This is a genomic window from Pseudomonas sp. P1_F7 (assembly GCF_056405655.1).
This window is the reverse complement of the sequence record NZ_JBFUBR010000007.1, coordinates 128,249-144,473: the sequence shown is the minus strand read 5'-3', so window position 1 is coordinate 144,473 and position 16,225 is coordinate 128,249. Positions and strand designations below refer to the sequence as shown.

The following is a 16,225-nucleotide window of genomic DNA, read 5'->3' as shown; positions in this document are numbered from 1 at the left end:
ATGGCAGAAACAACCGCTTCGGGCTATATCCAGCACCACTTGCAGAACCTGACCTTCGGTCAGCTCCCTACCGGCGGCTGGGGCTTTGCCCACACCGCAGCAGAAGCCAAGGAAATGGGCTTCTGGGCTTTCCACGTCGATACTCTCGGCTGGTCGGTCGCATTGGGTCTGATTTTCGTTCTCCTTTTCCGCATGGCGGCAAAGAAGGCGACTACCGGTGTTCCTGGTGCTTTGCAGAACTTCGTTGAAGTATTGGTCGAATTCGTCGATGGCAGCGTGAAAGACAGCTTCCATGGCCGTAGCCCGGTGGTTGCACCACTGGCACTGACCATCTTCGTCTGGGTGTTCATGATGAACGCCGTCGACCTGGTACCGGTCGACTGGATTCCTCAGCTGGCCATCCTGATCTCCGGCGACCACCACATCCCGTTCCGTGCCGTGTCGACCACCGACCCGAACGCTACTCTGGCCATGGCCTTCTCGGTGTTCGCGCTGATCATTTTCTACAGCATCAAGATCAAGGGCCTCGGCGGCTTCATCGGCGAGCTGACCCTGCACCCGTTCGGCAGCAAGAACATCTTCGTTCAAGCCCTGCTGATCCCGGTGAACTTCCTGCTGGAATTCGTGACCCTGATCGCCAAGCCGATCTCCCTGGCTCTGCGTCTGTTCGGCAACATGTACGCCGGCGAGCTGGTCTTCATTCTGATTGCTGTGATGTTCGGCAGCGGTCTGCTCTGGCTTAGTGGCCTGGGCGTTGTACTGCAGTGGGCGTGGGCTGTGTTCCACATCCTGATCATCACCCTGCAGGCGTTCATCTTCATGATGCTGACCATCGTCTACCTGTCGATGGCGCACGAAGAAAACCATTAAGACCAGTTTCGACTAGTCTGATGTCCCTCCCGGTCAAACGGGAGGGGGCTCCTCACGGGGCGTCTGAAACGATTTGTTTTACCGCTTTAAATTAAAAAAACCTAAACCATACGACGTAAAAGTCGGGAGGAAAGATGGAAACTGTAGTTGGTCTAACCGCTATCGCTGTTGCACTGTTGATCGGCCTGGGCGCACTGGGTACCGCAATTGGTTTCGGCCTGCTGGGCGGCAAGTTCCTGGAAGGCGCAGCGCGTCAGCCAGAAATGGTTCCAATGCTGCAAGTTAAAATGTTCATCGTTGCCGGTCTGCTCGACGCCGTAACCATGATCGGTGTTGGTATCGCTCTGTTCTTCACCTTTGCGAACCCGTTCGTTGGTCAAATCGCTGGCTAATTACTCGGATCTTCCGGGTAATTTGGTGTGATGGACAACGTAACTGCGAGGTGTTGGCGTGAACATTAATGCGACCCTGATTGGCCAGTCCGTTGCGTTCCTGATTTTTGTACTGTTCTGCATGAAGTTCGTATGGCCTCCGGTCATTGCGGCATTGCATGAACGTCAAAAGAAGATCGCTGATGGTCTGGACGCTGCCAGCCGTGCAGCTCGCGACCTGGAGTTGGCCCAAGAGAAAGCGGGTCAGCAACTGCGCGAAGCGAAAGCTCAGGCAGCTGAAATCATCGAGCAAGCCAAGAAACGCGGTAACCAGATTGTCGAAGAGGCTGTTGAAAAAGCCCGTATCGACGCTGACCGTGTGAAGGTTCAGGCTCAGGCCGAGATCGAACAGGAACTGAACAGTGTCAAAGACGCGCTGCGTGCCCAAGTGGGCTTGCTGGCAGTCGGCGGCGCCGAGAAGATCCTGGGTGCCACAATCGATCAAAACGCGCACGCAGAGCTGGTTAACCAACTGGCTGCTGAAATCTAAGCGAGGGCGATCATGGCAGAACTGACCACGTTGGCCCGACCTTACGCTAAGGCGGCCTTCGAGCACGCTCAGGCCCACCAGCAACTGGCCAATTGGTCAGCCATGCTCGGCCTGGCTGCAGCGGTGTCGGAAGACGACACCATGCAGCGCGTGCTCAAGGCCCCGCGACTGACGAGCGCAGAAAAGGCCGCCACGTTCATTGACGTGTGCGGCGACAAGTTTGATGCCAAGGCACAGAACTTCATTAACGTCGTTGCCGAAAACGACCGTCTCCCGCTGTTGCCGGAGATCGCCGCTCTGTTCGACCTGTACAAGGCCGAACAAGAGAAGTCGGTAGACGTTGAAGTGACCAGTGCTTTTGCATTGAACCAAGAACAGCAAGACAAACTCGCCAAGGTTCTCAGTGCACGACTCAACCGGGAAGTGCGCCTGCAAGTTGCGGAGGACGCTGCCCTTATTGGTGGTGTCGTCATCCGCGCCGGCGACCTGGTTATCGATGGCTCGATTCGCGGCAAAATCGCGAAACTTGCCGAAGCATTGAAATCTTGAGTTTGAAGGGGCAGCAGAGCAATGCAGCAACTCAATCCTTCCGAAATAAGTGAAATTATCAAGGGCCGCATCGACAAGCTCGATGTGACCTCCCAAGCCCGTAACGAAGGCACTGTCGTCAGCGTATCTGACGGTATCGTGCGGATTCACGGTCTGGCCGACGTAATGTACGGCGAGATGATCGAGTTTCCGGGCGGCGTCTTCGGTATGGCCCTCAACCTGGAGCAAGACTCCGTAGGTGCCGTTGTATTGGGCGCTTACCAGTCTCTGGCTGAAGGCATGAGCGCCAAGTGCACTGGCCGCATCCTGGAAGTTCCGGTTGGTAAGGAACTGCTGGGTCGCGTAGTCGACGCACTGGGTAACCCTGTTGACGGCAAAGGTCCACTGGGCAACACCGAGACCGACGCGGTCGAGAAAGTTGCTCCAGGCGTGATCTGGCGTAAGTCGGTAGACCAGCCTGTACAGACTGGCTACAAGGCTGTCGATGCCATGATCCCTGTCGGCCGTGGCCAGCGTGAGCTGATCATCGGTGACCGTCAGATCGGTAAAACCGCTCTGGCGATCGACGCGATCATCAACCAGAAGAACAGCGGCATCTACTGCGTCTACGTCGCGATCGGTCAGAAACAATCGACCATCGCCAACGTGGTTCGCAAGCTGGAAGAAAACGGCGCCCTGGCCAACACGATCATCGTGGCTGCCAGTGCTTCGGAATCTCCTGCGCTGCAATTCCTGGCACCGTACTCCGGTTGCACCATGGGTGAATTCTTCCGCGACCGCGGTGAAGACGCGCTGATCGTTTATGACGATCTGTCCAAGCAAGCAGTGGCTTACCGCCAGATTTCCCTGCTGCTGCGCCGTCCACCAGGCCGTGAAGCTTACCCAGGCGACGTGTTCTATCTCCACTCCCGTCTGCTGGAGCGCGCATCCCGCGTTTCGGAAGAGTACGTAGAGAAGTTCACCAACGGCGCAGTGACCGGCAAAACCGGTTCCCTGACCGCACTGCCGATCATCGAAACCCAAGCTGGCGACGTTTCCGCGTTCGTTCCGACCAACGTGATTTCCATCACCGACGGTCAGATCTTCCTGGAATCGGCCATGTTCAACTCGGGCATCCGCCCTGCAGTGAACGCCGGTGTTTCGGTATCCCGTGTGGGTGGTGCCGCTCAGACCAAGATCATCAAGAAGCTGTCCGGTGGTATCCGTACCGCTCTGGCTCAGTACCGTGAACTGGCAGCATTCGCCCAGTTCGCTTCTGACCTGGACGAAGCGACCCGTAAGCAACTTGAGCATGGTCAGCGCGTTACCGAGCTGATGAAGCAGAAGCAATACGCACCAATGTCGATCGCTGACATGGCGCTGTCGCTGTATGCCGCTGAGCGTGGGTTCCTGACTGACGTTGAAATCGCCAAGATCGGCAGCTTCGAACAAGCGCTGATTGCTTTCTTCAACCGCGATCACGCCGATTTGATGGCGAAGATCAACGTGAAAGGTGACTTCAATGACGAAATCGACGCTGGCATGAAAGCCGGTATCGAGAAGTTCAAGGCCACCCAAACCTGGTAAGCCGCAGCGGGAGCCGCAAGGCTCCCGCTTGCTAACCTGATAGGTGTTACATGGCAGGCGCAAAAGAGATTCGCAGTAAGATTGCGAGCATCAAAAGCACGCAAAAGATTACCAGCGCCATGGAAAAAGTGGCGGTCAGTAAAATGCGCAAGGCACAAATGCGCATGGCTGCTAGCCGTCCTTACGCGGAGCGCATCCGCCAGGTTATTGGTCATCTGGCCAACGCTAACCCGGAATATCGCCACCCGTTCATGATCGACCGTGAAGTAAAGCGCGTTGGTTATGTCGTAGTGAGCAGTGACCGTGGTCTGTGTGGTGGCTTGAACACCAACCTGTTCAAGGCTCTGGTCAAGGACATGGCGGTAAACCGCGAAAACGGCGTCGAGATCGATCTGTGTGTAGTTGGTAGCAAGGGTGCGGCTTTCTTCCGCAACTTCGGCGGTAACGTCGTAGCAGCTATCAGCCACCTGGGTGAAGAGCCGTCGATCAATGATCTGATCGGCAGCGTCAAGGTGATGCTGGATGCCTACCTGGACGGCCGTATTGACCGCCTGTCCGTGGTGTCCAACAAGTTCATCAACACCATGACACAACAGCCTACCGTGGAGCAGTTGATTCCACTGGTGGCAACCCCGGATCAAGACCTCAAGCACCACTGGGACTATCTCTACGAACCGGATGCCAAGGAGCTGCTCGACGGCTTGATGGTCCGTTACGTGGAGTCGCAGGTCTACCAGGCGGTGGTCGAGAACAACGCGGCTGAACAAGCTGCGCGGATGATCGCAATGAAGAACGCTACCGACAACGCCGGTGATTTGATCAGCGATTTGCAGCTGGTCTACAACAAGGCGCGTCAGGCTGCGATCACCCAAGAGATCTCGGAAATCGTCGGCGGCGCTGCCGCGGTTTAACGGTTCAAATATTCAGAGGATCCAGCTATGAGTAGCGGACGTATCGTTCAAATCATCGGCGCCGTTATCGACGTGGAATTTCCACGCGACAGCGTACCGAGCATCTACAACGCGCTGACTGTACAAAGCGCGGCCGGGACCACCCTGGAAGTTCAGCAGCAGCTGGGCGACGGCGTGGTTCGTACCATTGCGATGGGTTCCACCGAAGGCTTGAAGCGCGGTCTGGACGTTGTCGACTCTGGCGCAGCCATTTCCGTACCGGTCGGTAAAGCGACACTGGGCCGGATCATGGACGTTCTGGGCAACCCGATCGACGAAGCTGGTCCTATCGCTACTGAAGAGCGTTGGGGCATTCACCGTCCAGCGCCTTCGTTCGCTGAACAGGCAGGCGGCAACGACCTGCTGGAAACCGGCATCAAGGTTATCGACCTGGTTTGCCCGTTCGCCAAAGGCGGTAAAGTCGGTCTGTTCGGTGGTGCCGGTGTAGGCAAGACCGTAAACATGATGGAACTGATCCGTAACATCGCCATCGAGCACAGCGGTTATTCCGTGTTCGCTGGTGTGGGTGAGCGTACTCGTGAGGGTAACGACTTCTACCACGAGATGAAGGACTCCAACGTTCTGGACAAAGTGGCACTGGTTTACGGTCAGATGAACGAGCCGCCGGGAAACCGTCTGCGCGTAGCACTGACCGGCCTGACCATGGCCGAGAAGTTCCGTGACGAAGGTAACGACGTTCTGCTGTTCGTCGACAACATCTATCGTTACACCCTGGCCGGTACTGAAGTATCCGCACTGCTGGGCCGTATGCCTTCCGCAGTAGGTTACCAGCCGACCCTGGCTGAAGAGATGGGCGTTCTGCAAGAACGTATCACTTCGACCAAGGAAGGTTCGATCACTTCGATCCAAGCGGTATACGTACCTGCGGATGACTTGACCGACCCGTCGCCAGCGACCACCTTCGCCCACTTGGACGCTACCGTCGTTCTGTCCCGTGACATCGCTTCCCTGGGTATCTACCCAGCGGTCGATCCACTCGACTCGACTTCGCGCCAGCTGGACCCGAACGTGATCGGCCAGGACCACTACGACACCGCTCGCGGCGTTCAGTACGTTCTGCAGCGTTACAAAGAACTGAAGGACATCATTGCGATCCTGGGTATGGACGAGCTGTCGGAAGCCGACAAGCAGTTGGTAAACCGTGCTCGTAAGATCCAGCGCTTCTTGTCGCAGCCGTTCTTCGTGGCTGAAGTCTTCACCGGTGCATCGGGTAAATACGTTTCCCTGAAAGACACCATTGCTGGCTTCAAAGGCATCCTCAACGGTGACTACGACCACCTGCCAGAACAAGCGTTCTACATGGTTGGCGGCATCGAAGAAGCGATCGAGAAAGCCAAGAAACTGTAATCCCGGCGCCCGGCAACGGGCGCTAATTTAGGTTGAGGCAATCAGATGGCTATGACAGTCCATTGCGATATCGTCAGCGCGGAAGGAGAAATCTTTTCCGGTCTGGTCGAGATGGTGATTGCGCACGGTGCACTGGGTGATCTTGGTATCGCTCTGGGTCACGCGCCGCTGATCACTAATCTGAAGCCAGGTCCGATCCGCCTGGTCAAGCAGGGCGGGGAAGAGGAGGTGTATTACATCTCCGGTGGTTTCCTCGAGGTTCAGCCGAACATGGTCAAGGTTCTTGCCGACACCGTGCAACGTGCTGCCGACCTGGACGAAGCCGCAGCTCTGGAAGCCGTTAAGGCTGCCGAGAAAGCCTTGCATGAGCGAGGCGCGGAATTCGATTACGGTTCTGCTGCCGCACGTCTGGCCGAGGCTGCAGCTCAGCTGCGCACCGTCCAGCAGATCCGCAAGAAGTTCGGCCACTAAGGCAGCACTTGTTGTGTGATTGATTAAAAAGGGTAGCCTCGGCTACCCTTTTTTCTTTTCCGATTTTTACAACCCGGTCGCAGCCGCTGACCACCCAGGATTGGTAGCCAGTCATGTCTCTTGAAATCGTTATTCTCGCTGCAGGCCAAGGCACGCGTATGCGTTCCGCTTTGCCGAAGGTTTTGCACCCGATTGCCGGCAACTCCATGCTCGGTCATGTTATCCACAGCGCCCGGCAACTTGATCCACAGCGCATTCACGTCGTGATCGGTCATGGTGCCGACGCCGTGCGCGAACGCCTGGCGGCGGATGATCTGAATTTCGTCCTGCAGGATAAACAGTTGGGTACCGGTCACGCCGTTGCTCAAGCAGTGCCGTTCATTCAGTCCGACACCGTGCTGGTGCTCTACGGTGATGTGCCGTTGATCGAGGTCGAAACCCTGCAGCGCCTGCTCAAGCAGGTGGGTACAGAGCAATTGGGCCTGCTGACCGTCGAACTGGATGATCCGACCGGTTACGGCCGCATCGTTCGTGATGGCGCTGGCAAGGTTGCCGCCATTGTCGAGCAGAAAGATGCCGATGAAGCCCAACGCAAGATCACCGAAGGCAATACCGGCATTCTGGCGCTGCCTTTTGCCCGTCTTGGCGACTGGATGAGCCGTCTCTCCAATAACAACGCCCAGGGCGAGTACTACCTGACCGACATCATTGCCATGGCAGTGAGCGATGGTCTGGTGGTGGCCACCGAGCAACCGCATGACGCCATGGAAGTGCAGGGCGCCAACGACCGTAAGCAGCTTTCCGAACTGGAACGGCATTATCAATTGCGCGCCGGTCGTCGTTTGATGGCTCAGGGTGTGACGCTGCGCGACCCGGCTCGTTTCGACGTGCGCGGAGACGTGACAGTAGGCCGCGACGTGCTGATCGACATCAACGTAATCCTCGAAGGCAAGGTGGTCATCGAAGACGACGTGGTGATCGGCCCGAACTGCGTGATCAAGGACAGCACCCTGCGCAAAGGCGTGGTCATCAAGGCCAACAGTCATATCGAAGGTGCCATTCTGGGTGAAGGCAGCGATGCCGGCCCGTTCGCGCGTCTGCGTCCAGGCACCGTGCTGGAAGCCCGCGCGCATGTGGGTAACTTCGTCGAGCTGAAAAACGCTCACATGGGCGAAGGCGCCAAGGCCGGTCACCTGGCTTATCTGGGCGATGCCGAGGTGGGCGCGCGCACCAACATCGGTGCCGGTACCATCACCTGCAACTATGACGGCGCAAACAAGTGGAAAACCGTGTTGGGTGAAGACGTGTTCATCGGTTCCAACAACTCGTTGGTAGCGCCTGTGGATATCCTCGCCGGTGCGACCACGGCGGCCGGTTCGACCATTACTTCGACTGTGGATAAATCCCAGTTGGCCATCGGGCGTGCTCGCCAGAAGAACATCGACGGCTGGAAGCGGCCGGAGAAGATCAACAAGAGCTGAGTTATCCACAATTCCCTTGTAGGAGCGAGCTTGCTCGCGATGAATTCGAGAGCGACGCATTTTTCCAGAAAGAATGCATCATCGCTCACGCCCATCGCGAGCAAGTTATCCACAGCTCTTTTTATCGCATGGCGCTTGACGAAGTTTCGCCGATAGGTTTTGATTGCTTCCGTTATCTTTCGAAACGAAACTTACCAGCTCATGTCGAAGCGTAATACACCTCAGCGTCGTCACAACATCCTCGCCTTGCTCAATGAGCAGGGCGAAGTCAGTGTGGATGAGTTGGCCAAGCGCTTCGAAACGTCGGAAGTTACGATTCGCAAGGATCTGGCGGCACTTGAAAGCAATGGCCTGTTGCTGCGTCGTTACGGCGGGGCGATCACCATGCCTCAGGAGCTGGTCGCGGACCTTGGTCAGCCGGTTTCCAAATACAAACAAGCCATCGCCCGTGCCGCCGTCGCGCGGATTCGCGAGCATGCGCGCATCATTATCGACAGTGGCAGTACCACCGCCTCCATGATCCCGGAACTCGGGCAACAACCCGGCCTGGTGGTGATGACCAACTCGCTGCATGTTGCCAATGCCCTGAGCGAACTTGAGCACGAGCCGGTGCTGTTGATGACCGGTGGTACCTGGGACCCGCATTCCGAGTCCTTTCAGGGGCAGGTTGCCGAGCAGGTATTACGCTCCTACGACTTCGACCAGTTGTTTATCGGTGCCGATGGCATCGATCTGGTTCGCGGTACAACCACCTTCAACGAACTGCTCGGGCTGAGCCGGGTCATGGCCGAAGTCGCCCGCGAAGTGGTCGTGATGGTGGAGGCCGACAAGATCGGCCGCAAGATTCCCAACCTGGAACTGCCCTGGAGCAGTGTCCATACCCTTATTACCGATGAACGCCTGCCGCTTGAGGCTCGCGATCAGATTCAGGCCCGCGGCATCAATTTGATTTGCGCGGCTGTCAGTCAGGAGAAATAGCATGTGTGGAATTGTCGGCGCAGTCGCAGAACGTAATATCACCGCCATCCTCGTCGAAGGCCTGAAGCGCCTTGAATACCGTGGGTATGACAGCGCTGGCGTGGCGGTCTACACCAACGATGAAAAACTCGAGCGCCTGCGTCGCCCGGGCAAGGTCAGTGAGCTGGAGCAGGCATTGACCACCGAGCCGCTGGTCGGTCGTCTGGGCATCGCCCACACCCGCTGGGCTACTCACGGTGCACCGTGCGAGCGCAATGCTCACCCGCATTTCTCTGGTGATCTGGCGGTGGTACACAACGGCATCATCGAAAACCACGAAGCCCTGCGTGAACAACTCAAGACCTTGGGCTACGTGTTCACCTCGGACACCGACACTGAAGTCATCGCCCACCTGCTGAATCACAAGCTCAAGGATCTGCGCGATCTGACCGTGGCCCTCAAGGCGACCGTCAAAGAGTTGCACGGTGCTTACGGCTTGGCAGTGATCAGCGCGCAGCAACCGGATCGCCTGGTCGCAGCCCGTAGCGGCAGCCCGCTGGTGATCGGCCTGGGCCTGGGGGAAAACTTCCTGGCGTCTGACCAATTGGCCCTGCGTCAGGTCACCGATCGTTTCATGTACCTGGAAGAAGGCGATATCGCTGAAATCCGCCGTGACAGCGTGCAGATCTGGGACGTTGACGGCAAGGCTGTCGAGCGCGAAGCCGTGCAGTATCGCGACGGTGCCGAAGCCGCTGAAAAGGGCGAGTTCCGCCACTTCATGCTCAAGGAAATTCACGAGCAACCGTCCGTGGTGCAGCGCACCCTGGAAGGTCGCCTGAGCCAGAACCAGGTACTGGTACAGGCATTCGGCCCACAGGCGGCCGAGCTGTTCGCCAAAGTGCGCAACGTACAGATCGTCGCGTGCGGCACCAGTTACCACGCCGGCATGGTCGCGCGTTACTGGCTTGAAGAGCTGGCCGGCATTCCTTGCCAGGTCGAAGTTGCCAGCGAATTCCGCTACCGCAAGGTGGTGGTGCAGCCGGACACCTTGTTCGTGAGCATTTCCCAGTCCGGCGAAACCGCCGACACCCTGGCCGCGCTGCGCAATGCCAAGGAACTGGGCTTCCTCGCCAGCCTGGCGATCTGCAACGTCGGTATCAGCTCGCTGGTGCGTGAGTCCGATCTGACCCTGTTGACCCAGGCCGGTCGCGAAATCGGTGTGGCTTCGACCAAAGCCTTCACCACGCAATTGGTTGGCCTGTTGTTGCTGACGCTTTCCCTGGGTCAGGTTCGTGGCACCTTGGCCGAAGGTGTCGAAGCGACGCTGGTCGAAGAACTGCGTCGTTTGCCGACCCGTCTGGGTGAAGCGCTAGCCATGGACAGCACCGTGGAAAAAATCTCCGAGCTGTTCGCCGAGAAACACCACACGCTGTTCCTCGGCCGTGGCGCGCAGTTCCCGGTAGCGATGGAAGGGGCACTAAAGCTCAAGGAAATTTCCTACATCCACGCTGAAGCCTATCCGGCCGGCGAGCTGAAACACGGCCCGTTGGCGCTTGTGGATAACGACATGCCAGTGGTGACCGTGGCGCCGAACAACGAACTGCTGGAGAAGCTGAAGTCCAACCTTCAGGAAGTGCGCGCCCGCGGTGGCCAGTTGATCGTCTTCGCTGACGAAAAGGCCGGCATGACCAACGGTGAAGGCACGCATGTTGTGCACATGCCGCACATCCACGACATCCTGTCGCCGATTCTCTACACCATCCCGCTGCAGCTGCTGTCGTACTACGTCGCCGTACTCAAAGGCACCGACGTTGACCAGCCGCGCAACCTGGCGAAATCGGTTACTGTGGAATAAGTTATCCACAGATGAAAAACCCCCTTCTCAGGGGGTTTTTCTGTTTCTAGGCGGTCGTAATTCGACGCTGGCGCCGCGTATCCAGCAGATGAACCATCACACAGGCGTACAAGGTCACCAGAATGAACAGGCCCATGCGGATGGCGAAGGCGGTGTAGACATCCTTGCCCGCAGCACTGTCCTGTACCGATTGGCCGAGCAGGATAATCAGGGTCGCCAGGCTGTTGAGCCAGAAACTCGGTGGTTGTCGGGTCCAGGCCAGGCCATAGAGCTTTCTGGCCGCCAGCAAACCGAACAGCAACATCCACAGAAAGAACATCCACAGGTTGACGAACAGGCTCAGCGCGCACCAGAAAAGGATCGCCATCAGGCCACCGAGCAGGGTCGAGCCGAGCAATTCCTGGCCGGCGGTGCGGGCGCTGGTCACGCAGCTTTGTTGGCCGAGGCTGACGGCTTTCATGATGATCGGCAGGTAGCTGGCCGGGTCGACCATGGCCAGCAGGAAAGTCGGCAGCACCACCAGCGTGGCCCGTAGCGCCAGCCAACCGCTTTCGGTGGGAGAAAGGCTCGGGCCGGGCTTGGCCGCGGGGGCGCTGGCGCGGTCGGGAAACAGCCAATGGCTGATGGTCAGCGTCGTGACGGCCAGGAACAGGCCCTTGACCAGGGCCACGATCACCTCAAGCGCCAGGGCGAATTCAGCGGTTCCGGCCGAGCTGATCAAGGTCAGGCCCACCACCAGGAAGGTCGCCACCAGAGGGTTGCCGCCGCGCAGGCCATAACCGAAGGCCAGGAACAGGCACAGTCCGACCAGCAGCACGCCACTGAACGGGTAGTAACGCAGCAGGGGAATGAGCAGCAGGCCGGTCCCGGTGGTCAGCATAAGGATCAGGATCAGGCCCAGGCTGGCCTTGAACGGCAACGGTCGGTTCATCGCTGCCAGCATCATCAGCGCCAGCATCGGCGCGAGGAAGGGAATGGGCAAGGCCAGACCGAAGCTCGCCGCCAGGCACAGCGCCGTACCGAAGCTCAGACGCAGGGCGCGCTGAACCCGGGCCGGGCGCTCAATACGCATAGGACATCCAGCTCATCAGGCGCAGGAACAGGCGACCCAGAATATTCAGCGGGTTACCTTCGCTCGGGAACGCCATGACTTCGGCCTGCCCGCCGGACCGGATGCCTTGCGGGCTGGTCAGCTCACCGGGTTCGAATTCGATGATGACCGGAAAGCGCTGTGCAGGACGTAGCCAATCGCGGCTGTTCTCCACTTTCGGCAGGCTGCCCGGCTGGGTGGTCTGGCCGATATCAACGCCATAGCCGACGCTGCGCACATGGCCTTGGTAAATTTTCCCTGGCAGGGCGTCGAGAACGATGGACACCGACGTCCCGGGCTGGACGCTTCCCAGATTGTTTTCCGTCATGTCGGCGCTGATCCAGACATCGTGGATGGCGATCAAGGTCATCACCGGCGCACCTGCAGCGGCAAACTGGCCGACATCGGTGCGTAAATCAGTGATCAGGCCGGCGGAGCGCGCGTGGACCTTGGTATTGCTCAAGTCCAGTTCGGCTTTTTCAAGGTTGCTGGCGGCGCTGAGCAACTGGGCGTTTTCGTCTTCATTACCGCCCTGTTGTTCCCGCGCACGTTGCACTTCGGCCTTGGCCGCGGCGACCTGGCTGATGGATTCTGACAGGGTGGCGCGGGATATCTCCAGGCGGCGCAGCGAGATGGTGCCCGGGTCTTCGCGGTACAGGCGTTCAAGCCGCTGGATGTCCTGGCGTGCCTTGAGCTCGTTGGCCTGGGACGCGCGCAGGGACGCTTGCTTGGAATCGACACCGGCAGTGTTGGCGCCCACCTGGCGACGGGTCGACTCAAGGTCGGCGCGGGCGCGATCGACGGCAATCTGGTACTGCTCAGGATTGACTTCAAACAGCAATTCGCCGGCCTTGACGTCCTGGTTGTTGCGTACGTGCACCTTGGTCACCCGGCCGGATACCTCAGCCGCCACCGGCACAACGAAGGCCTGCACCCGTGCCTGTTGCGTGTAGGGCGTGTAACGGTCGGCCATCAGGTACCAGATCAGGCTCAGGATGATCAGCAGCACCACCCAGTTGATCGCTTTTCTGGCCGGGTCGGCGGCGGGTGCCGAGGCGTTCTCGGTGGCCGGTTGTTGGCTGTCAGTCATGGGCACTTTCCTTTGGTTCATCGAGCAGATCGCCCCAATCGGTCCGTTTTTGCATTTGTTGGCGGGTGGCCGGGTCGATCATCGGCTGGTCGCTGTACCAGCCACCGCCCAGCGCCTTGTACAGGGCGATCAAGCTGTTGACGGCGGTGCCACGGTTGACCAGGTAGATATCCTGTTGGGCAAACAGGGCGCGCTGGGCATCGAGCACGCGCTGGAAATCCGAATAGCCTTCGCGGTACTGGGCATTGGCCAGGGTCACCGAGCGTTCGGCGGCCACCGAAGCTTCGCTGAGGATCTGGTCGCGCTCCAGCGCCTTGATCAAGCTGGTCGCGGCATCGTCGGCTTCGCGCGCCGCCTGGCGCACGCTGTCCTGGTAGATAACGATCAACTGCTGCAAACGGGCATCCTGCACGCGGACGTTGTTGGTGATCCGGCCATGATCGAAGATGTCCCAGCGCAGACTGGGGCCGGCCACCATATCGAGGGTATTGGGCGCACCGTTGAGCGAGTTGGCGGACCAGACGATGCTGCCCAGCAGGCTGATGGATGGGTACAGGTCGGTCTCGGCCACACCGATCAACGCTGACTGCGCCGCCACTTGCAGCTCGGCAGCGCGAACATCGGGGCGCCGCACCAGCAGGTTGGCAGGCACGTCCTGCAAGACTGCGGTATCGAGCAGTGGCACCACTCCGGTGTTGCGGTCCAGGTCAGGGATCGAGCCGGGTGGCTGGCCGATCAGGGTGGACAACGCATTGCGCAAACTCGCGACCTGGCTTTCGAAATCAGGGATGGTACTGAGGGTACCCAGGTATTGGGTCTTGGCTTGTTGCAGGTCGAGTTCGGCTTCGGCCCCGCTGTTGAACAGGCGCTCGGTGATCTCGTAGCTGCGTTTTTGCAAGGTGGCGTTACTGCGGGCGATTTGCAGGCGTGCCTCGGCGGTGCGCAAGGCGTAGTAGTTTTGCGCCAGTTGCGCGTGCAATAGCACCAAGGCATTTTCGTAGTTGGCCTGGGCGGCAAACCAGGAGGCGTCGGCCGACTCGATGGCACGGCTGAAACGCCCCCAGAAATCCAGCTCCCAGCCGATATCGAAGCCGACGCTGTGTTGCCAGAAATGCGTGTCCTGGGGGTTGGCGCCGCCCGACTGTCGACGGTTCAGGTACAGGCTGTCGGCGCTGGCCTGTTGCAATTGCGGGTAGCGTCCACTCAGGGCAATACCCAATTGCGCGCGGGACTCCATGACCCGCAGGCCAGCGACGTGCAGGTCGGCGTTGTGGGCATCGGCTTCGGCCATCAAATGGTCCAGCACCGGGTCGTTGAACACGCGCCACCATTGGCGGCTGTCAGGTTGCGCGTGTTGTTGGCCGGCGATCTCCAGGGCCGGGCTGTTCCAGTGGTCGACCCAGGGCTGGGCCGGCGACTGGAAATTCGGGCCCAGTTGCACGCAGCCCCCCAGAACGACGGTGCCACAGAGCAGCAGCCGGCTGACGCGAGCAGGGCGAGGCATCAAGCGCAAACTCCTCAGACCGGATGCTGATCATTCATTGCCTCTACCTTCGGTGTCTCGTTCAACGCCTCGATCTCGGGTGTCTCGTTTAGTACCTCGGCAGTCGGTTGGTCCTGGACCCATTGCCAGAACAGTTGGTAGCCCACCGCCAGCGCAACCGGCCCGATGAACAAACCAATGAAGCCGCCGCTCACCATGCCGCCCAGGGCGCCAATCAGAATCACCGGCATCGGGACATCGACGCCACGACCCAGCATCAACGGCTTGAGGACGTTGTCGGCCATCCCGGCAATCAGGCTGTAGATGCCAAACACGATGGTGGCCAGGCTGGTCCCTTCGGTGGCGAAGACATAAGCGATCACCGGAAGGGTCACCAGCAGTACTGGCAATTGCATGATCCCCATCAACAGCGCAACCATCGCCAACAGGCCGGCACCGGGGACGCCCATGAGCACGAAGCCCACGCCAACCAGCAGCATCTGAATGAACGCGATGCCCACCACGCCCTGGGCGACCGCGCGGATGGTGGCAGTGCACAGCTCGGTGATGCGTGGACCACGCTCAGGTCCGGAAAGTCGTGAGGTAATGGCCAGGGCGCTTCTTTCGCCGTTTTCGCCATAGGCCATGAGCACGCCGGCAATGATCAGGGCGCCGATGAACAACAGAAAGCCCACACCAACGTCGGCCATTTTGCCCAACAAGGTCAGGCCGACGGACTTGATGTAAGGCATCACCTTCATCAGCACGCTGCTCATGTCGGTAGCGGCTTGCATCCAGTAGCCATAGAGCGGCTTGCCAATGAGCGGCAAGGAAGCGATTTTTTCGCTGGGTAGCGGAATTTGCAGCGTATCGGACTTGAGGATCGCCAGGGTGCCATGGATCGATTCACTGATCGAGGTGCCCAGCAGGTAGATCGGCACCATCAGCAAGGCCAGGGCGACTACCACAATCAGGGTGGCGGCACGACCGTCCTTGTTGACCACCTTGCGTTTGATGAGCGCATGCAGTGGATACAGGGTGATGGCCAGAATCAGCGCCCAGAGCATGAGGTTGAGGAACGGGTGGAAGATCTGGAAGCAGAACAGCACCAGCACGGTAATCAGCCCGGCGCGTATCAGAACATCAAGCAAACCACCGGACAGTGCTCTAGCGGAAATGTTAGTGCGCAACATTTTCGAACTCCTTGCTGTGTCACACAGGTTAGCCAGCCAGTTGAAGTTCAACTCTTCCCTACTAAGTGAATCCTGAAAGCAGGATCGAAGGACAGCCGTCCAAGCGTTAACAACCCAATAACGCTTTACTTCAAGTATGGAAAATTTCAACGAGGTACCTATCAAAACTCAATAGGTAACAGGGTGGCTTGTAGTATAGGAGCAGTCGCATTTTCCGCCTGTTTACGCAGACCGGAATTGTGCTGCAGTTGATGGTGCCCGCCGATGAGCCCTTACCCGGATACTGGTTTGACGCAGTGCCAATGGCTCGTTTTTCCTGTCAGATCTTAGCCGTTGCAGCGGGCTGATCCGGATAATTGCGAACAGTCGCAGCCATCGCAA

15 protein-coding genes are annotated in these 16,225 nt (G+C 58.8%); 11 read left to right on the top strand and 4 right to left on the bottom strand.

Going from position 1 to position 16,225, the window contains the following annotated elements:
• The 11 genes from atpB (at position 1) to glmS (ending at position 10,988) form a co-directional block, all read left to right on the top strand.
• On the top strand, positions 1-870 hold the full coding sequence (gene atpB, locus AC1D1M_RS12850) for a F0F1 ATP synthase subunit A (protein WP_477775902.1): 870 nt from the start codon (positions 1-3) through the stop codon (positions 868-870).
• Positions 871-1,004: 134 nt separating this feature from the next.
• On the top strand, positions 1,005-1,262 hold the full coding sequence (atpE, locus tag AC1D1M_RS12845) for a F0F1 ATP synthase subunit C (RefSeq protein ID WP_003097235.1): 258 nt from the start codon (positions 1,005-1,007) through the stop codon (positions 1,260-1,262).
• Between the two features lie 58 nt (positions 1,263-1,320).
• Entirely contained in the window at positions 1,321-1,791 is a 471-nt protein-coding gene (locus tag AC1D1M_RS12840; RefSeq protein ID WP_008064601.1) for a F0F1 ATP synthase subunit B, read from the top strand.
• Positions 1,792-1,803: 12 nt separating this feature from the next.
• On the top strand, positions 1,804-2,340 hold the full coding sequence (locus AC1D1M_RS12835; RefSeq protein ID WP_007934341.1) for a F0F1 ATP synthase subunit delta: 537 nt from the start codon (positions 1,804-1,806) through the stop codon (positions 2,338-2,340).
• A 21-nt stretch (positions 2,341-2,361) separates the two neighbouring features.
• The gene (gene atpA / locus AC1D1M_RS12830) at positions 2,362-3,906 is read left to right on the top strand and encodes a F0F1 ATP synthase subunit alpha (protein ID WP_008045678.1); all 1,545 of its coding nucleotides are present in this window, start codon (positions 2,362-2,364) and stop codon (positions 3,904-3,906) included.
• Positions 3,907-3,956: 50 nt separating this feature from the next.
• Positions 3,957-4,817, top strand: coding sequence for a F0F1 ATP synthase subunit gamma (gene atpG, locus AC1D1M_RS12825; protein ID WP_085723558.1), 861 nt, complete (start codon positions 3,957-3,959; stop codon positions 4,815-4,817).
• A gap of 27 nt (positions 4,818-4,844) precedes the next feature.
• Positions 4,845-6,224 (top strand): F0F1 ATP synthase subunit beta, encoded by a 1,380-nt coding sequence (gene atpD, locus AC1D1M_RS12820; RefSeq protein WP_008045671.1) that lies wholly within the window; start codon positions 4,845-4,847, stop codon positions 6,222-6,224.
• 45 nt (positions 6,225-6,269) lie between these two features.
• Entirely contained in the window at positions 6,270-6,695 is a 426-nt protein-coding gene (locus tag AC1D1M_RS12815; protein WP_007985046.1) for a F0F1 ATP synthase subunit epsilon, read from the top strand.
• 113 nt (positions 6,696-6,808) lie between these two features.
• Positions 6,809-8,176: a bifunctional UDP-N-acetylglucosamine diphosphorylase/glucosamine-1-phosphate N-acetyltransferase GlmU gene (gene glmU, locus AC1D1M_RS12810; RefSeq protein WP_477775901.1), complete on the top strand. Its 1,368-nt coding sequence runs from the start codon at positions 6,809-6,811 to the stop codon at positions 8,174-8,176.
• A gap of 201 nt (positions 8,177-8,377) precedes the next feature.
• On the top strand, positions 8,378-9,154 hold the full coding sequence (locus AC1D1M_RS12805; protein WP_150728262.1) for a DeoR family transcriptional regulator: 777 nt from the start codon (positions 8,378-8,380) through the stop codon (positions 9,152-9,154).
• A 1-nt stretch (position 9,155) separates the two neighbouring features.
• On the top strand, positions 9,156-10,988 hold the full coding sequence (glmS, locus tag AC1D1M_RS12800) for a glutamine--fructose-6-phosphate transaminase (isomerizing) (protein ID WP_477775900.1): 1,833 nt from the start codon (positions 9,156-9,158) through the stop codon (positions 10,986-10,988).
• A 46-nt stretch (positions 10,989-11,034) separates the two neighbouring features.
• Here glmS and AC1D1M_RS12795 read toward each other — a convergent pair whose 3' ends face one another.
• From AC1D1M_RS12795 to AC1D1M_RS12780, 4 genes are read right to left on the bottom strand one after another with little or no spacing between them, the layout of a single operon-like run.
• On the bottom strand, positions 11,035-12,060 hold the full coding sequence (locus AC1D1M_RS12795) for a DUF2955 domain-containing protein (RefSeq protein WP_477775899.1): 1,026 nt from the start codon (positions 12,058-12,060) through the stop codon (positions 11,035-11,037).
• On the bottom strand, positions 12,050-13,168 hold the full coding sequence (locus tag AC1D1M_RS12790) for an HlyD family secretion protein (RefSeq protein WP_477775898.1): 1,119 nt from the start codon (positions 13,166-13,168) through the stop codon (positions 12,050-12,052). Before AC1D1M_RS12790 ends, AC1D1M_RS12795 begins: the two co-directional genes overlap by 11 nt.
• Positions 13,161-14,672 carry an efflux transporter outer membrane subunit gene (locus tag AC1D1M_RS12785; RefSeq protein WP_477775897.1) on the bottom strand — a complete coding sequence of 504 codons (1,512 nt, stop codon included), beginning with the start codon at positions 14,670-14,672 and terminating at the stop codon, positions 13,161-13,163. Before AC1D1M_RS12785 ends, AC1D1M_RS12790 begins: the two co-directional genes overlap by 8 nt.
• Positions 14,673-14,686: 14 nt before the next feature.
• Positions 14,687-15,844 (bottom strand): AI-2E family transporter, encoded by a 1,158-nt coding sequence (locus AC1D1M_RS12780; RefSeq protein WP_477775896.1) that lies wholly within the window; start codon positions 15,842-15,844, stop codon positions 14,687-14,689.
• Positions 15,845-16,225 lie beyond the last annotated feature (381 nt).